Source organism: Pedobacter borealis DSM 19626, assembly GCF_000708285.2.
Classification (GTDB): domain Bacteria; phylum Bacteroidota; class Bacteroidia; order Sphingobacteriales; family Sphingobacteriaceae; genus Pedobacter; species Pedobacter borealis.
On sequence record NZ_JAUG01000002.1, the window covers coordinates 106,769 to 130,559 of the forward strand.

Here is a 23,791-nt window from a genome sequence, read left to right on the forward strand (position 1 = left end):
ACTGTAGGATCAGACCCTGAAACAAGCTACCATTGACGTTATTTTGCAAGCTACTATTAATCAATATTTTAACCGATTTTGTGTTTCCGCCCAGCTAGGCCGCACCACCGTATCCCCGTTCTACTTAAATCCGGCCTAACAAATTTTTCGGGCTGCACTGCCCAAGCCAACGTACTCGCTTCGAAAGAAAAATTTTCAGCCGGCATTTTTTGTTTCTCCTATGTTTGTTTTTATATAATTTAACAAAAAAATAAGTGAAAGATGGTGAGAGCAGATTTGTTTCTAAACAACCTCAAAGGTATGTTCGCAAAAAGATAATGCCTCGCCATCTTTTACCTTTTAGAGTTTGAACAGAATGTAAAGCACAAGGTTCTATCCCTGTAGCTTGAATATCCAACCAGGAGAAAAGATGAAGAAAGGTTATTCACTTATTCCATTACCGTTAAAAATCAATAGGATGAAAAACATTTTAAAACAAGTCGCCGGTATCGATGTAGCGAAAAAAGAACTTGTCGTGTGCCTAAGCTTCCTTGATGAAAATTTGTCAGTAGGAATTATTAGCCATCAAGTATTCAGCAATAACAAAAAAGGGTTTGAGGCTATGGTGCGGTGGGTAACTAAGCAAACAGGAAAAGAAACGAAGGTTCGCTATGTAATGGAGGCTACGGGCGTGTATCACGAAGCATTAGCTTATTTCCTAACCGATAAAGAATTGGAGGTGAGCATTGTGCTACCCAACAAGATCAGCAACTTTTTCAGGACACTCGAAATCAATACCATAACCGATAAGACAGCATCACAGGCCATTGCCCGCTTTGGGCTGGAGCGGAAACTGGAGGTGTGGAAGAAACCAAAGGACACTTTTAGGCAGCTGAAGCAATTAACCCGGGAGCGGGACCAGATGGTTGCCGATAGAACTGTTTTAAAGAATCAGTTACATGCAGAACGTTCGGAAGCATTTCCAAACCAAAGCAGTATAAAGCGGATTAATAAACGCATAGCACTGATTAACAAGCAAGAAGAAGAGATTAAACTGGAGGTTGCAGTGATGGTGAAAAAAGACCGGGAACTTTGCGATAAAATCGAAAAAATTGCAACCATACCCGGAGTAGGAAAACTGACAGCCGTAATTGTACTTGCAGAAACCAATGGTTTTGAATTAATTAAAAATACTAAACAACTGGTCAGTTATAGTGGATTGGATGTGAAAGTAAAAGACTCGGGAACATCGGTAAAAGGAAAACCTAAAATATCCAAGAAAGGAAACAGGCATATCCGCAAAGCCATGCACATGCCAGCCTTGTCGGCAATTAGGTACAATGAAAAACATAAAGCACTATTTACACGCCTAATATCAAAACATGGTATCAGAATGAAAGCAGTTGTTGCTGTACAAAGAAAAATACTGGAGTTGATTTATATTATTTATAAAACCGACCTGCCTTTTGATCAGGAATATGCAAAAGGAGAAAATAAAACCCAGAAGCAAATTTTAGAGCAGCCATTATAAAAATGAAACTGCTCTAACCTGGCTGGCTGATGCCGCCTTTGAATAACAAAATTAAAAATTATTTGGAATTTAACACAGAATCTTTTTGATGCCAAAAAGAAAGAGCCCTTCGGCGGCGGAGAGCCGAGGCAAGCCCCTGGTGTATGGAAAAGAAAATAATTGTACGTCACTCATATTGATTTTTATACAATAAATTAACCCTCAGGATGACGCTCGTCCTAAAGATTATAACTTGGCACCCAAACTAATGAACTATTGGCTAATGAACCAACTAGCCCCTAAAGTTTTTCGAAAGGGATATCCATTAAATCGTACTTTTTCCAACCGGCAAAATCATAGTGCCACCATTCGTTCTCCAGTACATTCATCTGATATTTACCCATTATAGCGATCAGAAAATCGCGATTCTTCTTAGCGGCTGGCGATATCTTGTCATATTTTGCCGCAGCAGATGCCAAAAAACTATCGTAAGGTGTCGGCATTGGTATTTCTTTGCCAGTTTTCAGATCAATCAGGGTTAAATCTACCGCACACCCTCTGTTGTGTTTAGATCCCTTTGCCGGATTAGCCACAAAATTTTTATCACTGGCCTTTTTATAAAACTCAATGGTAACAGCATAAGGCCGGTAACCATCGAATATTTTCAAGCCATAGCCTTTTTCATTTAATTCCTTTTGGATTTTTTTTAATGATTCTACTACTGGTTTTCTCGCAAAAGCCCTTGCCTGTTTATACATTACCTGCTGCATAAAATTATTCTTAGTGGCGTAGCGGATATCTAATTTGATATTGGGAATGGCTTTTTTGATTTCAACCAGTTCGTTATTCGGATCTGTTTTTATAGATGCCAGATATTGATTATAGGAACTCACCACCACCAGTTTTTTTATCGCGGCAGGTTTATTTTGGGCGCTAACAACCACTGAGAGGAAGAAAAATAACGTAAAGAGATTGAGTTTCATATAACTGGTATTTGGCATAGGTCATTACAGCTATTAAGTTAAAACGGTTGTCAGTCTGAGCCTGGGAAGAAAAATAACGTAAAGAGATTGAGTTTCATATAACTGGTATTTGGTATAGGTCATTACCGCTGTTAAGTCAAAACGGTTGTCAGTCTGAGCCTGTCGAAGACCTTCACATTCGAATAACCAACAAAATGTCCTTCGACGAGCTCAGGATGACATTCCGTTGGTTTATCCGCTAAATCGATAGTCTCGTTACTGCAAAGTTCTATTGATTCGAAACGACCAATAATTCAAGATCCTTAAATGGCAGATTAAACATATCAGCCAGATCTTTATTGGTACAGTTTCCCTGATAAATATATAGTGCTTCGCGGATACCAGGTGTATTCCATACCATATTCATTAGACCTCCAAACTCACCAATATCCAATAAAATTGGGGCAAAAATGTTCGTCAAAGCGTAAGATGCTGTTCTTGGCACACGCGAAGCAATATTTGGCACACAATAGTGAATTACATCGTATTTTCTAAACACTGGATTGGTGTGGTTTGTCACTTCAGAAGTTTCAAAACAGCCTCCTTGATCAATGCTTACATCAATTACCACCGAATGTGGTTTCATCCGGGCAACCGTTTCTTCCATTACGATACATGGACTACGGCCGTGGGAAGCTCTTATGGCACCTATTACTACATCGCAGGTTACAATGGCTTTATTCAAAACAATAGGTTGCATTACCGAAGTAAATACCCTGCTACCCAAATTATTCTGCAGGCGGCGTAAGCGGTAAATAGAACTATCGAAAACCTTAACTTCGGCTCCTAATGCCAAAGCTGTTCTGGCGGCATATTCGCCCACCGTTCCAGCGCCTAAAATAACGATCTCCGTTGGAGGGACACCAGTAAAGCCGCCAAGCATTAAACCTTTCCCGCCTGTTACATTGCTCAAGTATTCTGCAGCAATCAAAATAGAGGTCGACCCCACTATTTCGCTCATGGCGCGTACTACGCTGAGTACATTACCTTCATCGCGAAGATTCTCAAAACATAATGCGTTAATTTTTTTGTGCATCAACGCTTTTAGGTAATCCTGCTTTAGCGTTCCGGTTTGCAACGAAGAAATTAGTGTTTGCCCTTTATGCATCATCTCAATCTCTTCCAACATGGGCGGTGCAATTTTCACCAGGATATCAGCATCGAAAACTTCCTTTTTGTTATAGGCAATTTTAGCACCTTGCTCCGCATACTCGGTATCAGAAAAATTAGCCCCGGTGCCAGCTCCACTTTCCAGAACAACACGGTGCCCATTGTTTACCAATAACGCTACGGATAAAGGAGTTAATGCAATTCTATTTTCCTGGAAAGAAATTTCCTTAGGTATTCCTATATATAGACTGTTTTTCTTATTTCTGGTTTCTAGCTTTGCCTCTTGCGTTTGTAGTAAACCCTGACGAGCTATATCGGCCATTCCTTCGCGTAATCCTGTAGCCATGTTGAATTAAAATTTTGATAGTTTTAGGTTGTTCAAGATAAGGAAAATCTGTTAATTTATTGATAACTAATTGTTATACCTTCGAAAATCTGAATAATCTGCGGTTTTCATCCAGCACATTTATCTCAATTTTAATATATTTTTCGGGTAGCAACTCTTCCACTCGCTCAGGCCATTCTATTAAACAAACTCCACCACCATAAAAATATTCCTCATAGCCCAAATCATAAGCTTCATGAATATCTTTTATTCGATAAAAATCGAAATGGAAAACCGAGCCCTTAGGACTTTCATATTCATTAACGATAGAATAGGTAGGGCTCGAAACCACATCATCAACACCTAAATGTTTACAGAAATTTTTAATGAAGGTTGTTTTCCCAGCACCCATATCACCCTCAAAAATGAAGACTTTTTGGCCACTGGCAAAATCTGAAAGCTGTTGTGCAACAGCAGGTAAATCGGCTAAACTGTTAACTTCGATATCCATTTTAAAAAAATAAAGGCAAAAGTAATACATAATTGCATTGCTTTTGCCTTTATAGGTCGTCATTTCGACCGTAGTGTTCCAAAGGAACTCCTTCGGAGGAGAAATCTTTCCCGAATCATCTCGTCAAAGATTTCTCTCCCGAAATTTCGGGACTGTGCTCCAGTCGAAATGACGAATTTATTTATGTTCTACCTCGGCGAATACGTCACCACCGGAATAATCATTTCCTCGAGTGAAATACCTCCATGCTGGAAGGTTTCGTTATAATAATTCACAAACTGATTGTAATTATTCGGATAAACAAAATAGCTATCTTCTCTTGCAAAAATATAACTGCTGCTGATGTTGATTTTAGGCAACAAAGCATCATGAGGGTTTTTAATCAAAAACACTTCTTTTGCATTAAAATTAAGGTTTCTACCTTGTTTGTATCTTAAATTGGTGTTTGTGCTTCTATCGCCTATTACTTTAACCGGCTTTTTAACACGGATGGTTCCATGATCGGTTGTAATGATCACTTTTACCTTTTTCTGTGAGATTTTTTTCAATAAGTCCCAAAGTGGCGAATGCTCAAACCAAGATAAAGTTAACGAACGGTAAGCGGCATCGTCATTGGCCAGTTCGCGGATCATCTGCATATCCGTGCGGGCATGGCTTAGCATATCAACAAAGTTGAATACAATGGCGTTGAAATCGTTCTGCAACAAGTTATTGGTCTGATCAACAAGATCTTTCCCTTGTTCAAAAGTTAAAATTTTATTGTAACTGAACTTGCAATCTTTTTTTAAGCTGCGCTTAATATTATCAGCAAGGAAAGCCTCTTCGTGCATGTTTTTTCCGCCTTCATCATCATCATTTTGCCACAGCTGAGGGAAACGTTTCTCCATATCCAAAGGCATCATGCCCGAAAAGATGGCGTTACGGGCATATTGTGTTGCTGTTGGCAAAATGCTCGTGTACATATCTTCTTCATCGATCCTGAAATATTCAGAAATTAGCGGATTAATGATTTTCCACTGATCGTAACGCAAATTATCAATCAGAATAAAAAAGACAGGTGTGGTATCGTTAATATGAGGGAAGGCTTTTTTCTTTAACAGCTCATTAGAAAGCAAAGGCGCTTTATCTTTATTTTTAATCCAGTCGAGATAATGCTCTTCGATAAATTTAGTAAACTGTGTATTGGCCTCCTGTTTTTGCATGGTTAAAATTTCATGCATCTGCGGATCATCCAGTTTCTCTAATTCAAGTTCCCAGAAAACAATCTTTTTGTAAACATCAACCCACTCTTCATAATTCAGTCTGTCTCCTAAAGTCATGCCCAAACGGCGAAAATCCTGTTGGTAAGCCATAGAAGTTTTCTCGCTTACCAGGCGTTTGTTATCAATCAGTTTTTTAATGGTTAACAAAACCTGCTTAGGGTTTACAGGTTTAATCAGATAATCATCAATCTTACTACCAATCGCATCCTCCATTAAATTTTCTTCTTCACTTTTCGTAATCAGCACAACAGGAACATCTGGATTCAGGTTTTTAATGGCCGATAAGGTTTCGATCCCACTCATCCCCGGCATATTTTCATCCAAAAAAACCAGGTCAAAATGAGCTTTTCCAAATGCCTCCAACGCATCGTTCCCATTGGTAAATGTAGTTACATGGTAACCTTTATCATTGAGCAATAATATATGAGGTTTTAATAAGTCGATTTCATCATCGGCCCATAATATTTTAGTTTCTTGCATGTTATTGTAAAAATAGATAAGTATTGCCTTTTAATTTTGGCAGGTAAATCAAACTATAAATAAAAATAGCAATTTTTGTACCGTATCTATCTATTTAACTATTTTTAACGATTGAACAAGAAGAAAATAATAAATGACCCGGTATACGGTTTCATCAGCATTCCGTCCGAATTAGTTTACGATGTGATCTCACATCCTTATTTCCAACGTTTGCGTTACATCAAACAGCTTGGAATGACTCATTTGGTTTATCCAGGTGCACTACACACGCGTTTCCACCATGCTTTAGGTGCCATGCATTTAATGAGTTTGGCCATAAATCTTTTAAGAAGTAAAGGACATATCATAACCGATGGCGAAGAAGAAGCCGCCATTTTGGCTATTTTACTGCACGATATCGGCCATGGCCCTTTTTCGCACGCATTAGAACATTCTTTAGTAACTGGAATTAGGCACGAAGATATTTCGGCAAAACTAATGCGTGATTTAAATGTGCACTTTGACGGGCGGTTAACCCATGCCATCGAAATTTTTAAGGGCACCTACCCTAAAAAATTTCTTCATCAACTGATTTCCGGTCAGTTAGATCTCGATAGAATGGATTATTTAAACCGCGACAGCTTTTTTACAGGCGTTAGCGAAGGCGTAATCAGTTTCGACCGGATCATTAAGATGTTTAACGTTTACGATGATGATCTGGTGATTGAGGAGAAAGGCATTTATTCTATCGAGAAATTTTTAATTGCCCGCCGGCTGATGTACTGGCAGGTTTATCTGCACAAAACCGTTATTGCTGGCGAGATGATTTTGGTAAAGCTATTAGAGCGTGCAAAAGAATTATCAGCCGCTGGAGCCGATTTATTTGCTTCACCATCATTGAATTATTTCTTAAAAAACGATATCAACGAGGCCAATTTCTTCTCTCAACACGAAAATCTCGAGCATTTTACCAACCTGGATGATCAGGACATTTATGCCGCAGTTAAGGTTTGGACCAAACATCCCGATAAAATTTTGTCTACGTTATGTAAAATGCTTACTTCCAGAAATCTATATAAGGTAGAAATGGGCAACGAAATGGCCAATCTCGACCGCGTAAATTTTTTACAGGATGCGGCTGTTAATTTATTAGAAATCAAACCCGAAGAAGCAAGGTATTTTGTTTTTACCGATTCGATTCAAAACCGCGCATATAACGCAGGGGTTGGAAATATCAAGATTTTGATGAAAAATAACGATATTGTTGATATTGCAAAGGCGTCTGATTTGTCTAATCTCGAGTCGCTGCAAAAAACTGTAGAGAAATATATCCTCTGTTACCCCAGAGGCATTTAAGGTTATTTAACAAAATATTTAACTTTTAGTGCCGTTTTAAGTCTTATTATTGTGTAAAATATACACAGTTTAACCCGAGCAGGTTTTTTTGTTCATATCAATTTAACATATACCTTTGTACGATGCAATTTACTGCCACGCAGATAAGTCAGTTTCTAAACGGTTCCATTGATGGTAACCCTGATGTAGCCGTTACCGAACTTTCTAAAATAGAAGACGGAAAGGAAGGCTCTTTGTCTTTTCTTTCGAACCCTAAGTACGAAAACTTTTTGTATTCCACTCAGGCGTCAGTCGTTATCGTATCAAAGGATTTCGCCCCTACGCAACCATATACCAGTACATTAATACGTGTAGAAAATCCATATAGTGCTTTTACAATCTTGTTGGATAAATATAATGAAGCCGTTAATGCCCAGACTGCACAATCTGGAATTGATAAACTTGCATTTGTTCACCCTACAGCGAAAATTGGCAAAAACGTATTTATAGATGCTTTTGCCTATGTAGCCGAAAATGTAGAAATTGCAGATGGCTGCAAAATAAATGCGCAAACCTTTATCGGTGCGAATTCTAAAGTCGGTGAAAACAGTACGTTTTTCCCCGGTGTAAAAATTTATCACAATTCAATAATCGGCAACAGGGTTGTTATTCATTCCAATACAGTTATCGGAAGCGATGGTTTTGGCTTTGCCCCGCAAAAAGACGGCACTTACAATAAAATCCCTCAGATTGGAAACGTTATAATCGAAGATGACGTAGAAATTGGCGCAAATACAACTGTAGATCGTGCAACAATGGGATCAACAATTGTAAAGAAAGGTGCAAAAATCGATAACCTGATCCAGATTGCGCACAATGTAGAGATTGGCGAGAACACGGTTTTAGCCGCACAGTCGGGCATATCAGGAAGTACAAAAATTGGCCCTAACAGTGTTGTTGGCGGGCAAGTTGGTATAGCCGGACACTTAACATTAGCTAAGGGCACTCAGATTGGCGCACAGGCCGGTATCAATTTTAATATTACAGAAGAAAATAAACAATGGCATGGTAGTCCGGCGCAACCATTACGCAACTGGATGCGTGCCTCAGTAATTTTCAAACATCTTCCCGATGTAGAAAAAAGAATAAACGCGCTCGAACAGGAATTGAAAAAGCTTACAGCTGAACTGGAAAAGAATACAATACACAATGAACGTTAGACAAAAAACGATTAAACAAGAAATATCAGCATCTGGTGTTGGTTTACACACAGGCGCTAATGTTACTTTAACATTTTGCCCGGCCCCCGAAAATCATGGCTTTAAATTTCAGCGTATTGATTTAGATGGCCACCCGATTATCGAAGCCGATGCAGATAACGTTACAGACACTTCACGCGGAACAACACTTACCCAAAATGGCGCCAGTGTGAGCACCGTAGAGCACGTAATGGCATCGTTAGTGGGCATGGATCTTGATAACGTACTGATTAAATTAGACGGACCCGAAACCCCGATTATGGACGGGAGCTCTATCCAGTTTGTTGATTTACTGGAGGAAGTTGGTACAGTTGAGCAAAATGCAGATCGTGAGTATTTCACCATCCCTCATAACATTACTTATACCGAAGAAGATAGAAAAGTAGAAATTGTGGCCATGCCGTTGGACGACTATCGTTTTACGTGTATGATTGATTATAACTCTCCTGTTCTGGGTAGCCAACACGCAGGCATTAATACCATTGCAGAGTTTAAGAAAGAAATTGCCTCTTGCCGCACTTTCTGTTTTTTACACGAATTGGAATATCAGTTATCGCACAATTTAATTAAAGGTGGCGATTTAAATAACGCCATTGTAATTGTAGATAAAGAAGTTACGAAAGACGAATTGAGCCATTTGGCCAAATTATTTAACCGTAAAGATATCGATGTTGCCCCGCAAGGGATTTTGAACAACATGGAATTGCGTTACCAAAATGAGCCTGCCCGTCATAAATTATTAGATATGATTGGCGATTTAGCTTTGGTTGGCATGCATTTAAAAGGCCATATTATGGCTGCCCGCCCAGGCCATGCAGCAAACGTTGCTTTTGCTAAAAAAATTAAAGCAACGATTAAAAAAGAGAAAAACAAAAAAATACAAAAGGTTTACGATCCAAGTGCAAAACCATTATATGACGTTGTTCAGATTATGGATATTTTGCCTCACCGTCAGCCATTTTTATTTGTTGATAAAATATTAGAACTTTCTAAAAACCACGTAGTGGGCGTTAAAAACGTAACCATGAACGAAGAGTTTTTTAAAGGTCACTTCCCTGGTGCACCGGTTTTTCCGGGCGTTATTCAAATTGAGGCTATGGCTCAAGTTGGTGGTATTTTAGTGTTAAGTACCGTTCCAGATCCTAGAAATTATTTAACCTATTTCTTAAAAATAGATAACGTACGTTTTAGGGCCCAGGTTCTTCCTGGCGATACTATTGTTTTCCGCTGCGATTTACTTGAACCAATCAGAAGGGGTATTGCCCAGATGAAAGGTGTAGGTATGGTTGGCGAAAAAATCGTTGTCGAAGCCGAAATGATGGCTCAAATTTCAAAAGTTAAACAAGCAGCCCCCCCCCAATAATGATACAACCTTTAGCATACATACATCCGCAGGCAAAGATTGCCGAAAACGTGGTAATCGAACCCTTTGTAGTGATACATAAAGACGTTGTAATTGGAGAAGGAACCTGGATCGGATCGAACGTAACCATTATGGATGGCGCACGTATCGGCAAAAACTGCCGTATCTTTCCTGGTGCTGTTATTTCTGGTGAACCACAGGATTTAAAATTTGCAGGTGAGGTTACCACTGCAGAAATTGGCGACAATACGACTATCCGCGAATGCGTAACCATTAACCGTGGTACAAAAGATAAATGGAAAACTACTATCGGTAGCAATTGTTTAATTCAGGCTTACTCACACATCGCGCACGACTGTGAAGTTGGCAACAACTGTATTTTCTCTAACAGCACTACCTTGGCTGGCCACATTACCATTGGAAACAATGTGGTTTTGGCAGGTTTGGTTGCGATACATCAATTTGTTAAAGTGGGTTCTTATGCTTTCGTAACTGGTGGTTCATTGGTACGCAAAGATGTTCCCCCTTATGTAAAAGCAGCTCGTGAGCCACTTTCGTATGCAGGGATTAACTCTGTTGGTTTGCGCAGAAGAGGTTTTACCAACGAGCAGATTGACGAAATCCAAGAGATTTACCGTGTGCTTTTCGTAAAACACAATAATGTAACTAAAGCTTTAGACATGATCGAAGCCGAATTTAAACCAACGGAAATCCGTGATGAAATTGTAGATTTTATCCGTAATTCTAACCGTGGTGTAATGAAGGGCTTTGGAATGGGAAGCTAATTAAGATAGAAGGCTGATGGGTTTAAGGTGGAGGGTAAAACCCATTGCCTTAACCAAACTCAAATAAATATTCATGAGTGATTTAACACTAATCAGAACCGCTTCAGATAATGCCAATTTTAGAACATTGGTCGCGTTATTGGATCAGGATTTAGCTGTTAGAGATGGGGATGACCATACTTTTTATGCTCAATTTAACAAGGTTGATACCATTAAAGAGGTTGTTGTAGCTTATCAAAATGGAGCCCCGGTTGGCTGTGGCACTATAAAGCCTTTTTCAGCAACAGAAGCCGAAGTTAAAAGAATGTTTGTACATCCAGATCATAGAAACCAGGGAATAGCTGCTACAGTTTTAAATGAATTAGAAAGCTGGGCTGCTGAACTCGGTTTTACTTCATGTGTTTTAGAAACCGGCAAAAAACAGCCGGAAGCCATTGCACTTTATCAAAAGGTGGGTTATCATATCAGGCCTAACTACGGACAATACATTGGTGTTGATAACAGCGTTTGCATGTCTAAACTCCTTAACGCTAACCTCTAAACGCTTGGCACAAATGAATATCTCTTTAAATAATGTTGGCAGAAGGTTTAATAAGGAATGGATTTTTAGAAATTTAAGTACCGAATTCACCTCTGGCAATAGTTATGCAATATTAGGGCCCAATGGCTCTGGCAAATCGACATTATTAAGCGTTTTAACAGGTAGCTTATCTCCTTCGGAAGGAGAAATTTCATTCTCAGACACCAAAGAGATTTCTGTAGAAAATATCTATAAATACATCAGCCTGGCTGCACCATATCTCGAACTGGTTGAAACCTTTACCTTAAAAGAGAGCATTGATTTCCATTTTAAGTTCAAAAATTTTGCTCTAGGACTCGATTCAAAAAAACTGATCACCATACTGGGATTAGAAAAAGCAGCGAACAAAGAAATCAAGTACTTTTCATCGGGAATGAAGCAAAGAACCAAACTAGCTTTGGCATGTTGTACCGATACACCAATATTATTTTTAGATGAGCCAACGAGCAATTTAGACGTTCAGGGAATAAGTTGGTACCGCGAACTGATCGAAAATTTTGGAAAGGATCGCCTAACGATAATTGGCTCCAATCAAATACAGGAATACGATTTTTGCACAAAGCAGATACAAATATCAGATTATAAGTAAGTTATACAGAAAACCCACTCCTTACAAAACGTCTGTTTTGTCATACATTTGTATTAAAAATAAATTTTTTAAAAAACATTTTGTAATTCGCAAATTATACTTACCTTTGCACCACCAAAAAGAGAAACAATTATTTAATTTATCTCTTTAAGTAAAAGATCATATTTTCCGTATTTCGGAATCAAAATATATAGCCCGCAAGGCAAAGAATTTTTCATAGTTTAGTTTGAGGTTTAGGTTGATTATGCCTTTGGAGTGGTTCCCAAAGGCATTTCTTTTATACGGGGATTTTTAAGGATTAACGTTGCTAAAAAAATCATCCGCGTATGCTTTCAGACCAATTAACTCATGACTCTTGAATCAATGAACCACAGATTTTCCTTTCCAAATCATCATTCCTTTTTTTAACTTTGGTGCTCAAAAATTAACAAAACTAGATTTCATTATAAAATGGCAAAGGCATCAGAAGTAAAAAGCGGAAATGTGCTTCGTTTTAACGGAGAGTTGGTAAGCGTAGAAGAGTACATCCACCGTACTCCAGGAAATTTAAGGGCTTTTTATCAGGCCCGCATGCGCAACGTAAAAACCGGAAAAATTGTAGAATACCGTTTCCGGACCGATGAAGAGGTGACCATTTGCCGTGTAGAAACCAACGACTATCAATATCTTTATGAAGATGGCGATTATTTGGTGGTGATGGACAACAATACTTTTGAGCAGTACAATATCCCCAAGCTGCTTTTCGGAAGCTCCATTAAGTTTTTAAAGGAGGGCATGAATGTAACCATCGCTTTTGAAAGTGACGAACCGATTGTTGCACAACTCCCTAATAGTGTAGAGCTAGAAATTACCTACTCTGAACCCGCTGTAAAAGGCGATACCTCTACCAGTGCACAAAAATATGCCACTGTCGAAACCGGAGCAGAAATTAGAGTGCCTCTATTTATTAACCAGGGAGATAAGGTTAAAGTTGACACCAAAACCGGCGAATATATGGAGCGGGTAAAATAACATAGTTGAAGGTTTAAATTTCCTTAAACCCTAAGCCTTATACCTTAAACCTTTATAGGTTTTTATCAAAATAATTTTACCTTTGCCGTCACGAAAAACTGAAATATAAATCCAATTTAGGATAACACAATATGGCAAAAGCATCAGAAATTAAAACAGGTAACATTCTTCGCATAAACAACGAGCTGGTTACTGTTGACGAATGGAATCACCGTACACCAGGAAAAGGTGGAGCATTTTACACCGGTAAATTCCGTAACATCAAATCGGGCAGAATTGTTGAAGCACGTATGAATACCGACGAGGCTGTAGAAATCTGCCGCGTTGAAACCAATGATTATCAATATTTATACGAAGAAGGTGATTATCTGGTCGTAATGGACAACAACAATTACGAACAGTTTAACGTTGAGAAATCACTATTCGGTTCGGCTATTAAATTCTTAAAAGAAGGCATGAACATCATCGTTTCTATGGAGAGTGAAGAAGCAATTATGGCTCAATTGCCAAACTTTGCTGAATTCGAAATTACCTATTCAGAACCAGCTGTTAAAGGCGACACGTCTACAAACGCATTAAAAGCTGCAACATTAGAAAACGGTGTTGAGGTGAAAGTTCCGATGTTTGTAAACCAAGGAGACAAAATTAAAATCGATACCCGTACCGGCGAGTACGTTGAGCGTGTAAAATAATTTTAAGCAAAATACATGGAAGCCTCTGAAGTGAACTCTTCAGGGGCTTTTTGGTTTCATAAACCTGTGAGATTTAAACCCATAATGCCAAATAACAGTATCTCTTATATGTACTAAGGCGGTCATTTTTTAGAAAAGCAGGGTTCGTGCGCTTGGGCTACTACAGTCCCGCTATTCGCTTCAAAACCTTGGCTCGTGCCTCACCTTCGGATTTTACGCTGCTATCGGGTTTATTTAACCAAAGCCTTTAGGTCTTAGGTCACAAAACCTCGCGGGTTTTCGAAACCCGCGAGGTTTGAAAATCATTATCTTTGTTATTATGTTAAAAGCCGAAATCAGAAAGCAGGCGCTAAAAGAAAGATTATTGCTGAGCGACACAGCATACGAAAGCCTATGCGAAGCCCTCTTAAATGAGTTTAAATCGCTCGATTTTAGCCAAATTAAAACCCTCCACATCTTTTTGCCCATTACAGAAAAAAAGGAGCCCAATACTTTTTTACTGATCGAATGGCTTAATAAAAATCACCCACAAATTAAAATCATTGTACCTAAAGCCGATTTTGAAACTGCTTTAATGACCAATCACGAATATTTAGGTGTAGGCGATTTAAAGAAAAACCTTTACAACATCCTGGAACCACAAAAAGGAAACCTGCATGAAGGCGAAGTAGATCTTGTTCTTATTCCACTTTTAGCTTTCGACAAACAAGGTTACCGGGTGGGTTATGGCAAGGGCTTTTACGATCGCTTTTTACAGGATATAAATGCTCAAAAAATAGGCTTATCTTTGTACCCTGCTATTGAAAAAATCGATGATGTAAATGAACACGACATCAGGTTGGATTTTTGCATTACGCCAACAGAAATTATAAAATTTTAAGCTTACCAGCATGCCACAGGAAATCGTTATCAAAACCGAAAAACAATACGAAGACAATATGATTGCGGTATTCGAGTTACAGGAAAAGGAGGAATTAACCGCTGAAGACCTGAAACAGATTGAATTAATGCTGAAAGCTGGTGAGAAGTACGAAGCTGAGCACCTGTAAGGGCTCATTAGTTCAGTGGCCTTTAATTTTTTGGTCTGGGTGCTTCATAAAAAAGTCTTCACCCTTCCCGGATTTTTCGTCATCTCGACTGGAACGCAGTGGAATGGAGAGATCTAAATCAAAAGTACGCTCGAGACAGATTTAGCTTCGCTGAGCACTTCGTGGTTCTCGGCTGCGTTACACTCCGCTACCATTGACAGACCTCCATAGAAAGGTCGTCATTGCGAGGCACGAAGCAATCTTAATGCGCACGCTTTAGCGATCGTTGTAAGATTGCTTCGTCGGCTGAAAAAGCCTTCTCGCAATGACGATTCCTCGCAGCTTCCAAATACGCTAAAAATCCTTATGTCATTTATATTGATTTTTATACAATAAATTACCCTCGAAATGACGGCTTTGGCGAACAACTCAACACAGGAATAATCCGTGCGTTCTGTGCCGCCGTGGCTAAGGATAAAGGGTCTAAGAATTCTGTGCTTTAACAAAATCGCTCACCAGATAAGCAACCAGTTTAGCCGTTAACTTACTCACCCTCCCATCCAACATTCGGGCTGCGCCTTCACAAATATGCAGATAAGAAAACTTCTTCACACTGGTTAAAATGAGTTTTCTAATATCGTTAACGGCAAAACCAGATGGTGTTTCGGCACTGGAAAGTACATTTTGAACGCAGTCCAAATCGATTTCCAAGCCTGCAACTGAACCTATTTCATTCATCATGTCAGTAACGTTAGTCCCGGTTAAAATATCGTCAAAAAACACAGCCTTAAGCTTTGGGTTCGTATCTATTTGATTTAAAATAGCTTCATTATTATAGTTTTGATGCAAGCCATACATGAAATAACTATTCAGGTAGTTTTCATTTAACGCATAAGAAAATCCGTTCCCGCTGTGCCTACCTTCCAGTTCTCTTAAATCAGCATGCGCATCCACATTTAAGACCGCTATCGGGCTTTTATGTGCGAAAAAAGTACCCTTAATTATTGGGTAGGCATTATTATGACCACCACCAATTACAATAGGTATTTTGCCTGCAGCTACTATTTTTTCAATTACAGGATAAACCAGCTCATCAATCTGTGCTACTTTGTTTCTTAAACCCATTATGGAAGGATCTTCGGGCTCATCGATTTCGAAATGGCCTAAAATCAAAACCTCCTCGCCATTTAAAAAGCGGTTGCTCTGGGTATTTAAAAAAGCCACCAAACTTGGCCGCCACATAGAGGCCGCGCCCGCAATACCTAAGTTTGCACGCACGCCTATGTCTTCCGGAATACCCAACAATACAAATTTCGCACTTGCGCCTTTCAGTTCATCCCATGAGGATAAGACAGCAACTTTTTCGCCCAGTTTGGTTTCGCCATCACGAGCGATGATTAAACGGTCGATGTCGCCCTGCGAATATATTTTAAGGTTATCCATTATAAATTTCACCGTTTAAAATAACTGTCTCTATTTGCGTTTCACCAAAACTATATGGCAAATAGGCAATTGAAGGCATCGGTTTGGTTATAAACAGGTTCGCTTTTTTACCAACGGTAATGCTTCCATAATCTTCACTCATCTCCATCGCTGCCGCACCATTTAATGTTGCAGCATTTATCGCCTGTTCAGGAAACATCTTCATTTTAATACACGCAAGTGACACCACAAAATTCATATTTCCTGAAGGTGTTGAACCTGGATTGTAATCGGTAGCCAAAGCAACCGGCAAATCGGCTCTTATAAAGCTTTTGGCATCAGCAAAAGGAATACCTAAGTAAAACGAACAAGAAGGGAGTAATGTTACAATGGTATCAGCATTTCTTAACGTTCGGATCGTTTCTTCATCACTTTCTTCGAGGTGATCAACTGAAATGGCTCTATTTTGCACAGAGACCTCTATTGCCCCCGAAACGGAAAGTTGATTGGCATGTACTTTTGGTTTTAGTCCATATTTTGCACCCGCCTTTAATACCTGATCGGTTTCATCGACAGAGAAAAACCCCTTTTCGCAAAAAACATCAATATAATCAGCCAGTTTTTCTTCTGCTATTTGAGGCAGCATTTCATTAATAATTAAATCGATGTAACCCTGATGGTTGTTTTTAAATTCAGCCGGATAAGCATGTGCGGCTAAGAAAGTTGCTTTTATAGGAATCGGGAACTGATCTTTTAGCCTGCGGATCACCCTGAGCATTTTGATTTCACTCTCCGTGGTTAATCCATATCCGCTTTTAATTTCAACGGCACCGGTTCCCAGACGGATCATCTGCTTTAACCGCACAGATGCACTTTCAAACAATTCATCTTCCGAAGCTTTTTGGAGTTTATTAGCCGAATTTAGAATCCCGCCACCCGCCGCGGCAATTTCTTCGTAGCTTTTGCCTTGGATTTTCATTGCAAATTCTTCCTCGCGCGAAGCAGCAAAAACAATGTGCGTATGGCTATCGCACCATGAAGGGAAAATATATCTGCCTTCTGCGGAGATATGGGAGGATAGATTTGAGATATGAGATGGGATTGAATCCATCTTTCCAAAATCCTTGATCAGATCATCTTCAATTAAAAGCCAGGCATTTTCAAGAACTGGTAACGAATCTAATTCACCGCCATGCAGCACTAATTTATCTTTGGAATGTAAGCCCACCAGGCCTTTTATATTTGTGATCAGCATTTGGTTAGATTAAGGTTAATTGTTTAAACTGTGCAAATTGGTTAATTGAGTTTTGGTTACAGTTAACCGATTTAAACAATTAACCAGTTAACCAAATACCTAATCGATCTCTAAAAGAACCGGACAATGATCTGAATGTATTGCGTCGGGTAAGATTCTAACATTTTTCAATCGGCTTTCCATAGGCTTTGTGGCCAAATGGTAATCGATCCGCCAACCCAGATTCTTGCCTCTCGAACCGGCACGGTAGCTCCACCAGGTATAATGGTGCGGGTCTTTATTAAAATGACGGAAAGTATCGATGAAACCATTATCCAAAAATAACTGCATCCACTCCCGTTCTTCTGGTAAAAAGCCTGATGAATTGGCGTTTGATTTTGGGTTGTGAATATCGATGGAGGTATGACAGATATTATAATCGCCACTTACAATTAAATTTGGGATCTCTTTGCGCAATTCGCCAATATATACATCAAAAAAACGCATAAATTCGTACTTTTTAACCTGGCGTTCATCTCCGCTTGAGCCAGATGGCATATAGAGGCTCATTAAAGAAAAATCATCAAAATCTGCCCTTAAAATTCTACCCTCTTTATCGATCCATTCTTCACCGCAGCCAAATTCGATATGATTCGGTTTAATTCTGGTCAGAATTGCCACACCGCTATATCCCTTTTTTTCAGCGGGGAACCAATAATGATGATAGCCAAGTTGCTCAATCAGGGCAATAATTTCAGGAATCTGCAATGGCAGGGCTTTTACTTCCTGCAGGCAGACCATATCAGCATCCGTAGCCTGAAGCCAACCAAAAAAGTTTTTGGTACTTGCCGCCCTAATCCCATTAACGTTATAGGAGATAATCTTCATTCAGTAAATTTCAATTGTTGTGGGCGGTAAATTTAGAAATTAATTAAATAAATGCTTAGTAATTCAGATTTGCTTTCGTTAAATTTGTTTATGAGCATTGAAGAGCTAAAAATAGAGATCGCAAAAAAAGTATTCGAAACAGATGACGAAAATCTTTTGTCAGAGTTAGACATGCTTTTAAACTACAGCAAAAAGGTTGTTTTAGAGGAATTACCGAAACATGTTCAAGAGGGTATTAAAGAGGATTAAAGCAAGCTGAAGAAGGGAAATTAATCCCTTATGATGAAGTTAAAAGAAGACTCTCTGAGAAATGGCATTAACAGTTTCTTTTTCAGAAGAAGCATACGAAACACTACTCGGCATTGGAATGTTCATCGAGGAAATATGGGGATATGATTACGCTGAAAAATTTATCCACAGTGTTTATAAAAAAATTGATTTAATTGCCATTCATTTACGAACCCATTTTATTAAACAATCAAGTTAGAAAAGGCGTAGTTTCGAAATATACTTCTTTCTATTATAGGGTTTATCAAGAAGAAATTAGAATCCTATTCTTTTTCGACAACAGACAAGATCCATTAATTACATAACCATTTTATCCTTCAAAGAAGCCTGTAACAGCTGTTTCTCTAACTTTTTCGCCGCTCTTCTTTTCAAAACTGTAACTTCCATCTTCACATCCTGTTTAGGACGGTTGTTTTTATCTGTTGCCAGAACAGCTATTTTATCAACCATATCCAAACCAACCACTATTTCGCCATAAACGGTATAGTTTCTATCCAAATGAGGCGTACCACCTATCGTTTTATATACCTCGCGCTGCCATTCAGGAATTTTGAATTTAAGTCGTTTTTCTTCTACATTATCCAATTGCTGGTCGGTAAAAACCTTTCCCTGTACCAGGTAAAACTGGCTACCGCTCGATGCTTTGGCCGGATTAACATCATCACCTTCTCTGGCCGCAGCCAAAACGCCTTTTTTGTGGAACAAGCTATCATTAAACTCTGCCGGAATGGTATATTTAGGTCCACCCTCACCCAATAATGAATCAGGTTTGGCATTTTTAGAATCCGGATCACCGCCCTGAATCATAAAATCTTTAATTACCCTGTGGAATAAAACACCGTTGTAATATCCCGATTTGGTTAACTTCAAAAAGTTATCGCGATGTAAAGGAGTTTGATTATATAGTCTAACAATGCATTCTCCAAATTCGGTTTTAATGCGTACATATTGATTTTTGGGCTTTGCAGCAAAGGCTGAAAGTATCGAAAAGGTGCAGAGGAATAATAATATTTTCTTCATTTAATTGGTGTTTAAGGCTAAAGTAAGCTAAAAAATGAAATTCAATAAATAATTACCGGCATTATTCGATATTTTTTCCTTTACCTTTGTATTAATGAAGTTAAAACAAAAAATAGCACTTTCTTTGGCTGTATTTTATGCAGTTAGTGTTATGGGTTTGGCTTTAAGTCTCCATTTCTGTGGAGGCAAATTAGAAAACGTTAAACTTTTCAGCAATGAGGTTTCCTGCAAATTCTGCAAAGACATTCCTGCCGAAAAGAAAGATGATGGTTGCTGCAAAAACACCCAGGTAACCGTAAAAGTTAAAGATAGCCACCAGGCAGGGGCGAAAGTACAAATGCCAAAGCTCTTTTCGATCCAGCTTTTTCTTCATCCCCCGGTTTTAGAATTTCTGACTAACATTACCCCGCAGTTTTTTAGCAAAATTTCGAATAAAGCGCCGCCACTTTCCTCGCGGATTGCCTTGCATATTTTCAATTGTATTTTTAGGAATTAGGATTTTAAACATCGTCTCGTCAATGCATCGTTTTGCATTTCGACAGGCTCAATGTGACATTTTCTTAAATTCTAATTCAAAAAAATCATGAAAGCAATAAAAATATTCAGCATCATTATGCTATTTTTCGCCGTTAATGTTTCGGCACAACAAATATCTACAGCCGATTTACAGGTAACCGGTTTAACCTGCTCTATGTGTTCTAACGCAACACAAAAATCGTTAGAAACGCTAAACTTTATCAGTAGCGTAAAACCCGATCTGAACAAAAACATCTTCGTTTTAACTTTTAAAAAGGATGCCAACATCAATCTTGATCTGGTTCGCAAAAAGGTTCAGGATGCCGGTTTTTCAGTTGGTGGCTTAACTGCAAATTTCAATTTTAACCAGGTAAAAATAGACGATAAAGGTCAGGCAGTTGTTGATGGCAATGTGTACCGTTTTGTAAATGCGAAAAGCAAAACACTTAATGGAACTGTAAAAGCCAGTGTGGTGGACAAAGATTTCATCTCTGGTTCTGCATTTAAAAAACAAGCAACAACAGCTAATTCTGATGCCTATGCGAGCGGCACAGGAGTGGTTAACGGCAAAAAAACACGTATTTATCACTTAGTTCTTTCTTAAGATGAAAAGGATATTCGTATTGACACTGATGATTATCGGCACCTATACAAATGGTTTTGCGCAAGAACTCTATGTATTTACCGAGCCTGCGAGCAATATGCCGACCAAATCAATCGGTGTAAGAATCACAAATGAAGGGATGTTTAACAATCCAGATTTTGTTAGCAGAACCATTCCGGAAGTGATGATCGGCTTTAATAAAACCCTGATGATGCATGCACAAGGTTTTTTATCTGATATGGACGGAAAATACCGTTTAGAAGGTGGGAGTCTTTACGCCAAGTATCGGTTTTTATCACTAGATGAAACACATAGCCACTTTAGGGCTTCGGCTTTTGGAAGAATAAGCACCAGCAAGAGGCAAACCTACACCAGAGACATTAACCTCGAAGGTGACAATAGTGGCATACAGGGTGGATTAATTTTCACGCAGCTTTTGCACAAACTGGCACTATCAACCACTTTGGGTTATGCACATGCTTTCGAAAACAGCGATAGGCAAATTGCCGGAATGCCACAGCCAAAAAATATGTTATCCTATAGTTTGTCATCGGGTTATCTGGTTTTACCAGTGGTTTACAAGGATTACAAGCAGCCAAATTTTAACGTATATTTAGAATTATTGGGGAAAACAGATCCAAGTAGCGGCCAATCTTATCTGGATATAGCCCCTGCCCTGCAAGTGATTTTGAACAGTACCACCCGTATTGATTTGGGTTACCGCTTTCAGGCAACGGGAAATATGGATAACCGATATACCAAAAATATGTATCTGCTTAGGGCAGAATTTAATTTCTTTAACGTTTTAAAATAAAATAACAGATGAAAAAAATATTAGGAATAGTTGCCATCATAACAATCGCAACAACAGCTTTAAGTTATGCGCAAAGCAAAATAGATGTAGCCTTAAATCAGGCGCTAACAGCTTATTACGATGTAAAAAATGCTTTAGCAACTGACAAAAAAGATTTAGCCATCGAAAAAGTAAAGATTTTATCGGCAAAAGTAAATGCAGTGAACCATAAAGATCTACCTGCCGATCAGCATAAAACATTTATGGAACAAGCGGCTATCATTAAAAGTAAAGCTGCTCAACTTGCAGGTTCTAATGACATTAAAACTCAAAGAAAAGCTTTTGAAGAAATTTCTTATGCCATGATCAAAACCTTAAAGGGTTTAAAATTTAATAGCAAGACCGTTTACATTCAACATTGCCCAATGGCAAAGGCAAGCTGGTTAAATGAAAAAGAGAACATCGAAAATCCATATTATGGAAGTATGATGTTTGATTGCGGTGCCATTTCTGAAACCATAAAATCGAACTAATGAAGCTGCATATCAAAAACATGGTATGCAACCGTTGTAAAATGGTGGTTAAAGCTGAGCTGGAAAAGCTCGGCTTTAAACCATTATTGGTTGAACTTGGCGAAGTTACTTTAGCTGAAAATATTTCTGCAGAGGATAAAATTAAGATATCGGATAATTTGACTCATTTTGGATTCGAATTACTTGAGGATAAGAAAACCCAGATTGCAGAGCAGATTAAAACCGCAATTATTAATCTGGTACACTATACCCAAGAGCCATTAAAAATCAATCTTTCTGCCTATCTCAGCGAACTGTTAAAATTGGAATACACGAGCTTAAGCAGCATTTTTTCGGAGGTGGAAGACCAAACCATCGAGAAGTATTTCATTGCTCAAAAAATAGAAAAAGCAAAAGAGATGCTTACTTATGGCGAACTTACCTTGAGCGAAATTGCCTATCAATTGAACTACAGTAGTGTTGCACATTTATCGGCACAGTTTAAAAAAGTAACCGGAATTACACCCTCAGCTTATAAAGCAGCGTCAATGGATAGCAGGAAAACACTGGACGAGGTTTGATGGAAGAGGTAAAATAGATGACGGATTAGAGAATAGCCCATGGTCAATGGCTAAATAGCTCATAGCCTGTCTCAACAAAACCATTGACTATTAACCGGTTACAATTCAAAAATCCTGGGATTTTGGCTATTCCAACAATTAACCAGTTTAGATGGTTAACCGATTAACCTCAAATTTCTTACCATACGTCAATACTAATCAATTGATCTTCAGCTAACTTTGTAGCTAAATAAATTTACTAGTATGAAACCATCATGATTTTTCAAACCACATTGGTGAAAAATCTGATAGCTTCATCACAGTTAAAACTAAATTATAAACTGATGAAAAAGTTATTCTTATTTCTGATCGCTGCCTCAATTAGTGTAGCATCATTTGCACAAACAAGCTGGAAAATAGATCCAATGCACTCGTTTGTTAACTTTTCGGTTAAACACATGGGCATTTCTTTCGTTGACGGTTCTTTTAAAAAATTCGACGGAACGGTTACGGCTTCTAAACCAGATTTGACGGATGCTAAAATCAGCTTTAGCGTTGATGTGAATAGCATTACTACGGGTGTTGACATGAGAGACGGACACTTAAAAACTGACGATTTTTTTAATGTGGCGACTTACCCTACGATGAAGTTCGAAAGCACTTCTTTCAAAAAATTAAGTGGAAACAACTATGAGTTAAGTGGAAAGTTAACCATCCGCGATGTAACCAAAGATGTAAAATTTGCTGTAGTTTATGGTGGTACGGCTAAAGATCAACAAGGAAACACTAAAGCCGGATTTGGTGCTACAACAACCATTAACCGTTTAGATTATAACATTAAATATGATCCAACTGGTGCCGGCGTTGCAAAAGATGTAGCCATTAAATTAAATCTTGAATTTGTTCAGGGGAAATAATTGAGGAGATCGTCATTTATTAATAACCTGAGTTCGATTATTAAATCTCATTTTGTGGCGTTTTAATCAAGTTTTCTGTTAAGACGGTCGTCACCCTGAATTTATTTCAGGGTCTTTCACGCTAAAAAGATGCTGAAATAAATTCAGCAGGACGATAAAGCGGGATTAGGCGTAAATAAGATATAATTTTTAGCAAATAATTATCGAACTCAGGTTA

General features: G+C 38.5%; 27 protein-coding genes. 19 read left to right on the forward strand and 8 right to left on the reverse strand.

Annotated features, from left to right (window positions below):
- The first annotated feature begins 457 nt into the window (after positions 1-457).
- Positions 458-1,510, forward strand: coding sequence for an IS110 family RNA-guided transposase (locus AW17_RS01365; protein WP_036668758.1), 1,053 nt, complete (start codon positions 458-460; stop codon positions 1,508-1,510).
- Positions 1,511-1,788: 278 nt separating this feature from the next.
- On the opposite strand, the gene AW17_RS01370 is transcribed toward AW17_RS01365, so the two are convergent.
- The 4 genes from AW17_RS01370 to porX form a co-directional block, all read right to left on the reverse strand.
- Positions 1,789-2,472, reverse strand: a complete 684-nt coding sequence (locus AW17_RS01370) for a M15 family metallopeptidase (RefSeq protein ID WP_029274287.1) — start codon at positions 2,470-2,472, stop codon at positions 1,789-1,791.
- Between the two features lie 268 nt (positions 2,473-2,740).
- A complete protein-coding gene (locus AW17_RS01375; RefSeq protein WP_029274288.1) occupies positions 2,741-3,967 on the reverse strand; it encodes an alanine dehydrogenase in 1,227 nt (408 codons plus the stop codon).
- Between the two features lie 73 nt (positions 3,968-4,040).
- Entirely contained in the window at positions 4,041-4,457 is a 417-nt protein-coding gene (gene tsaE, locus AW17_RS01380; protein WP_036668777.1) for a tRNA (adenosine(37)-N6)-threonylcarbamoyltransferase complex ATPase subunit type 1 TsaE, read from the reverse strand.
- 188 nt (positions 4,458-4,645) lie between these two features.
- Entirely contained in the window at positions 4,646-6,199 is a 1,554-nt protein-coding gene (gene porX, locus AW17_RS01385; protein ID WP_029274290.1) for a T9SS response regulator signal transducer PorX, read from the reverse strand.
- 111 nt (positions 6,200-6,310) lie between these two features.
- Here porX and AW17_RS01390 point away from each other — a divergent pair, with 111 nt between their 5' ends.
- The 10 genes from AW17_RS01390 to AW17_RS23980 all read left to right on the forward strand — a co-directional run bounded on the left by AW17_RS01390 (position 6,311) and on the right by AW17_RS23980 (position 14,841).
- Positions 6,311-7,534: an HD domain-containing protein gene (locus AW17_RS01390; RefSeq protein ID WP_029274291.1), complete on the forward strand. Its 1,224-nt coding sequence runs from the start codon at positions 6,311-6,313 to the stop codon at positions 7,532-7,534.
- A 122-nt stretch (positions 7,535-7,656) separates the two neighbouring features.
- On the forward strand, positions 7,657-8,733 hold the full coding sequence (gene lpxD, locus AW17_RS01395) for a UDP-3-O-(3-hydroxymyristoyl)glucosamine N-acyltransferase (protein WP_029274292.1): 1,077 nt from the start codon (positions 7,657-7,659) through the stop codon (positions 8,731-8,733).
- A complete protein-coding gene (locus tag AW17_RS01400) occupies positions 8,723-10,135 on the forward strand; it encodes a bifunctional UDP-3-O-[3-hydroxymyristoyl] N-acetylglucosamine deacetylase/3-hydroxyacyl-ACP dehydratase (RefSeq protein WP_029274293.1) in 1,413 nt (470 codons plus the stop codon). Before lpxD ends, AW17_RS01400 begins: the two co-directional genes overlap by 11 nt.
- Positions 10,135-10,920 (forward strand): acyl-ACP--UDP-N-acetylglucosamine O-acyltransferase, encoded by a 786-nt coding sequence (gene lpxA, locus AW17_RS01405; RefSeq protein WP_029274294.1) that lies wholly within the window; start codon positions 10,135-10,137, stop codon positions 10,918-10,920. The genes AW17_RS01400 and lpxA overlap by 1 nt, the downstream gene beginning before the upstream one ends.
- A gap of 73 nt (positions 10,921-10,993) precedes the next feature.
- The gene (locus AW17_RS01410; RefSeq protein ID WP_029274295.1) at positions 10,994-11,461 is read left to right on the forward strand and encodes a GNAT family N-acetyltransferase; all 468 of its coding nucleotides are present in this window, start codon (positions 10,994-10,996) and stop codon (positions 11,459-11,461) included.
- A gap of 13 nt (positions 11,462-11,474) precedes the next feature.
- The gene (locus tag AW17_RS01415) at positions 11,475-12,089 is read left to right on the forward strand and encodes an ABC transporter ATP-binding protein (RefSeq protein WP_029274297.1); all 615 of its coding nucleotides are present in this window, start codon (positions 11,475-11,477) and stop codon (positions 12,087-12,089) included.
- Between the two features lie 450 nt (positions 12,090-12,539).
- Positions 12,540-13,100, forward strand: a complete 561-nt coding sequence (gene efp / locus AW17_RS01420) for an elongation factor P (RefSeq protein WP_029274298.1) — start codon at positions 12,540-12,542, stop codon at positions 13,098-13,100.
- A 131-nt stretch (positions 13,101-13,231) separates the two neighbouring features.
- On the forward strand, positions 13,232-13,792 hold the full coding sequence (gene efp / locus AW17_RS01425; protein ID WP_029274299.1) for an elongation factor P: 561 nt from the start codon (positions 13,232-13,234) through the stop codon (positions 13,790-13,792).
- 319 nt (positions 13,793-14,111) lie between these two features.
- Positions 14,112-14,672 carry a 5-formyltetrahydrofolate cyclo-ligase gene (locus tag AW17_RS01430; RefSeq protein WP_029274300.1) on the forward strand — a complete coding sequence of 187 codons (561 nt, stop codon included), beginning with the start codon at positions 14,112-14,114 and terminating at the stop codon, positions 14,670-14,672.
- Positions 14,673-14,682: 10 nt separating this feature from the next.
- Positions 14,683-14,841, forward strand: coding sequence for a hypothetical protein (locus tag AW17_RS23980; protein ID WP_157255332.1), 159 nt, complete (start codon positions 14,683-14,685; stop codon positions 14,839-14,841).
- 462 nt (positions 14,842-15,303) lie between these two features.
- On the opposite strand, the gene AW17_RS01435 is transcribed toward AW17_RS23980, so the two are convergent.
- From AW17_RS01435 to AW17_RS01445, 3 genes are all read right to left on the reverse strand, one after another.
- Positions 15,304-16,263, reverse strand: coding sequence for a formimidoylglutamase (locus AW17_RS01435; protein WP_029274301.1), 960 nt, complete (start codon positions 16,261-16,263; stop codon positions 15,304-15,306).
- Positions 16,256-17,497 carry an imidazolonepropionase gene (gene hutI / locus AW17_RS01440; RefSeq protein ID WP_029274302.1) on the reverse strand — a complete coding sequence of 414 codons (1,242 nt, stop codon included), beginning with the start codon at positions 17,495-17,497 and terminating at the stop codon, positions 16,256-16,258. The genes AW17_RS01435 and hutI overlap by 8 nt, the downstream gene beginning before the upstream one ends.
- 99 nt (positions 17,498-17,596) lie before the next feature.
- Positions 17,597-18,364, reverse strand: a complete 768-nt coding sequence (locus AW17_RS01445; protein ID WP_029274303.1) for an exodeoxyribonuclease III — start codon at positions 18,362-18,364, stop codon at positions 17,597-17,599.
- Between the two features lie 90 nt (positions 18,365-18,454).
- On the opposite strand from AW17_RS01445, the gene AW17_RS23985 reads away from it, so the two are divergent.
- Together AW17_RS23985 and AW17_RS23990 are read left to right on the forward strand one after the other, a co-directional pair.
- A complete protein-coding gene (locus tag AW17_RS23985; RefSeq protein ID WP_157280177.1) occupies positions 18,455-18,613 on the forward strand; it encodes a hypothetical protein in 159 nt (52 codons plus the stop codon).
- Positions 18,614-18,674: 61 nt separating this feature from the next.
- Positions 18,675-18,851 carry a hypothetical protein gene (locus tag AW17_RS23990; RefSeq protein ID WP_157280178.1) on the forward strand — a complete coding sequence of 59 codons (177 nt, stop codon included), beginning with the start codon at positions 18,675-18,677 and terminating at the stop codon, positions 18,849-18,851.
- 98 nt (positions 18,852-18,949) lie between these two features.
- Here AW17_RS23990 and AW17_RS01450 read toward each other — a convergent pair whose 3' ends face one another.
- On the reverse strand, positions 18,950-19,672 hold the full coding sequence (locus AW17_RS01450) for a peptidylprolyl isomerase (RefSeq protein ID WP_029274304.1): 723 nt from the start codon (positions 19,670-19,672) through the stop codon (positions 18,950-18,952).
- Between the two features lie 94 nt (positions 19,673-19,766).
- Between AW17_RS01450 and AW17_RS01455 the strand changes: the two genes are divergently transcribed.
- The 6 genes from AW17_RS01455 (at position 19,767) to AW17_RS01480 (ending at position 23,574) form a co-directional block, all read left to right on the forward strand.
- Positions 19,767-20,168 (forward strand): HYC_CC_PP family protein, encoded by a 402-nt coding sequence (locus tag AW17_RS01455; RefSeq protein ID WP_029274306.1) that lies wholly within the window; start codon positions 19,767-19,769, stop codon positions 20,166-20,168.
- A gap of 87 nt (positions 20,169-20,255) precedes the next feature.
- A complete protein-coding gene (locus tag AW17_RS01460) occupies positions 20,256-20,792 on the forward strand; it encodes a heavy-metal-associated domain-containing protein (RefSeq protein WP_029274307.1) in 537 nt (178 codons plus the stop codon).
- Position 20,793: 1 nt separating this feature from the next.
- Positions 20,794-21,606, forward strand: coding sequence for a transporter family protein (locus tag AW17_RS01465; RefSeq protein WP_029274308.1), 813 nt, complete (start codon positions 20,794-20,796; stop codon positions 21,604-21,606).
- 8 nt (positions 21,607-21,614) lie between these two features.
- Positions 21,615-22,118, forward strand: coding sequence for a DUF3347 domain-containing protein (locus tag AW17_RS01470; protein ID WP_051691571.1), 504 nt, complete (start codon positions 21,615-21,617; stop codon positions 22,116-22,118).
- Entirely contained in the window at positions 22,118-22,678 is a 561-nt protein-coding gene (locus AW17_RS01475; RefSeq protein ID WP_029274310.1) for a helix-turn-helix domain-containing protein, read from the forward strand. Before AW17_RS01470 ends, AW17_RS01475 begins: the two co-directional genes overlap by 1 nt.
- Before the next feature lie 323 nt (positions 22,679-23,001).
- On the forward strand, positions 23,002-23,574 hold the full coding sequence (locus AW17_RS01480) for a YceI family protein (protein WP_029274311.1): 573 nt from the start codon (positions 23,002-23,004) through the stop codon (positions 23,572-23,574).
- Positions 23,575-23,791: the final 217 nt, after the last annotated feature.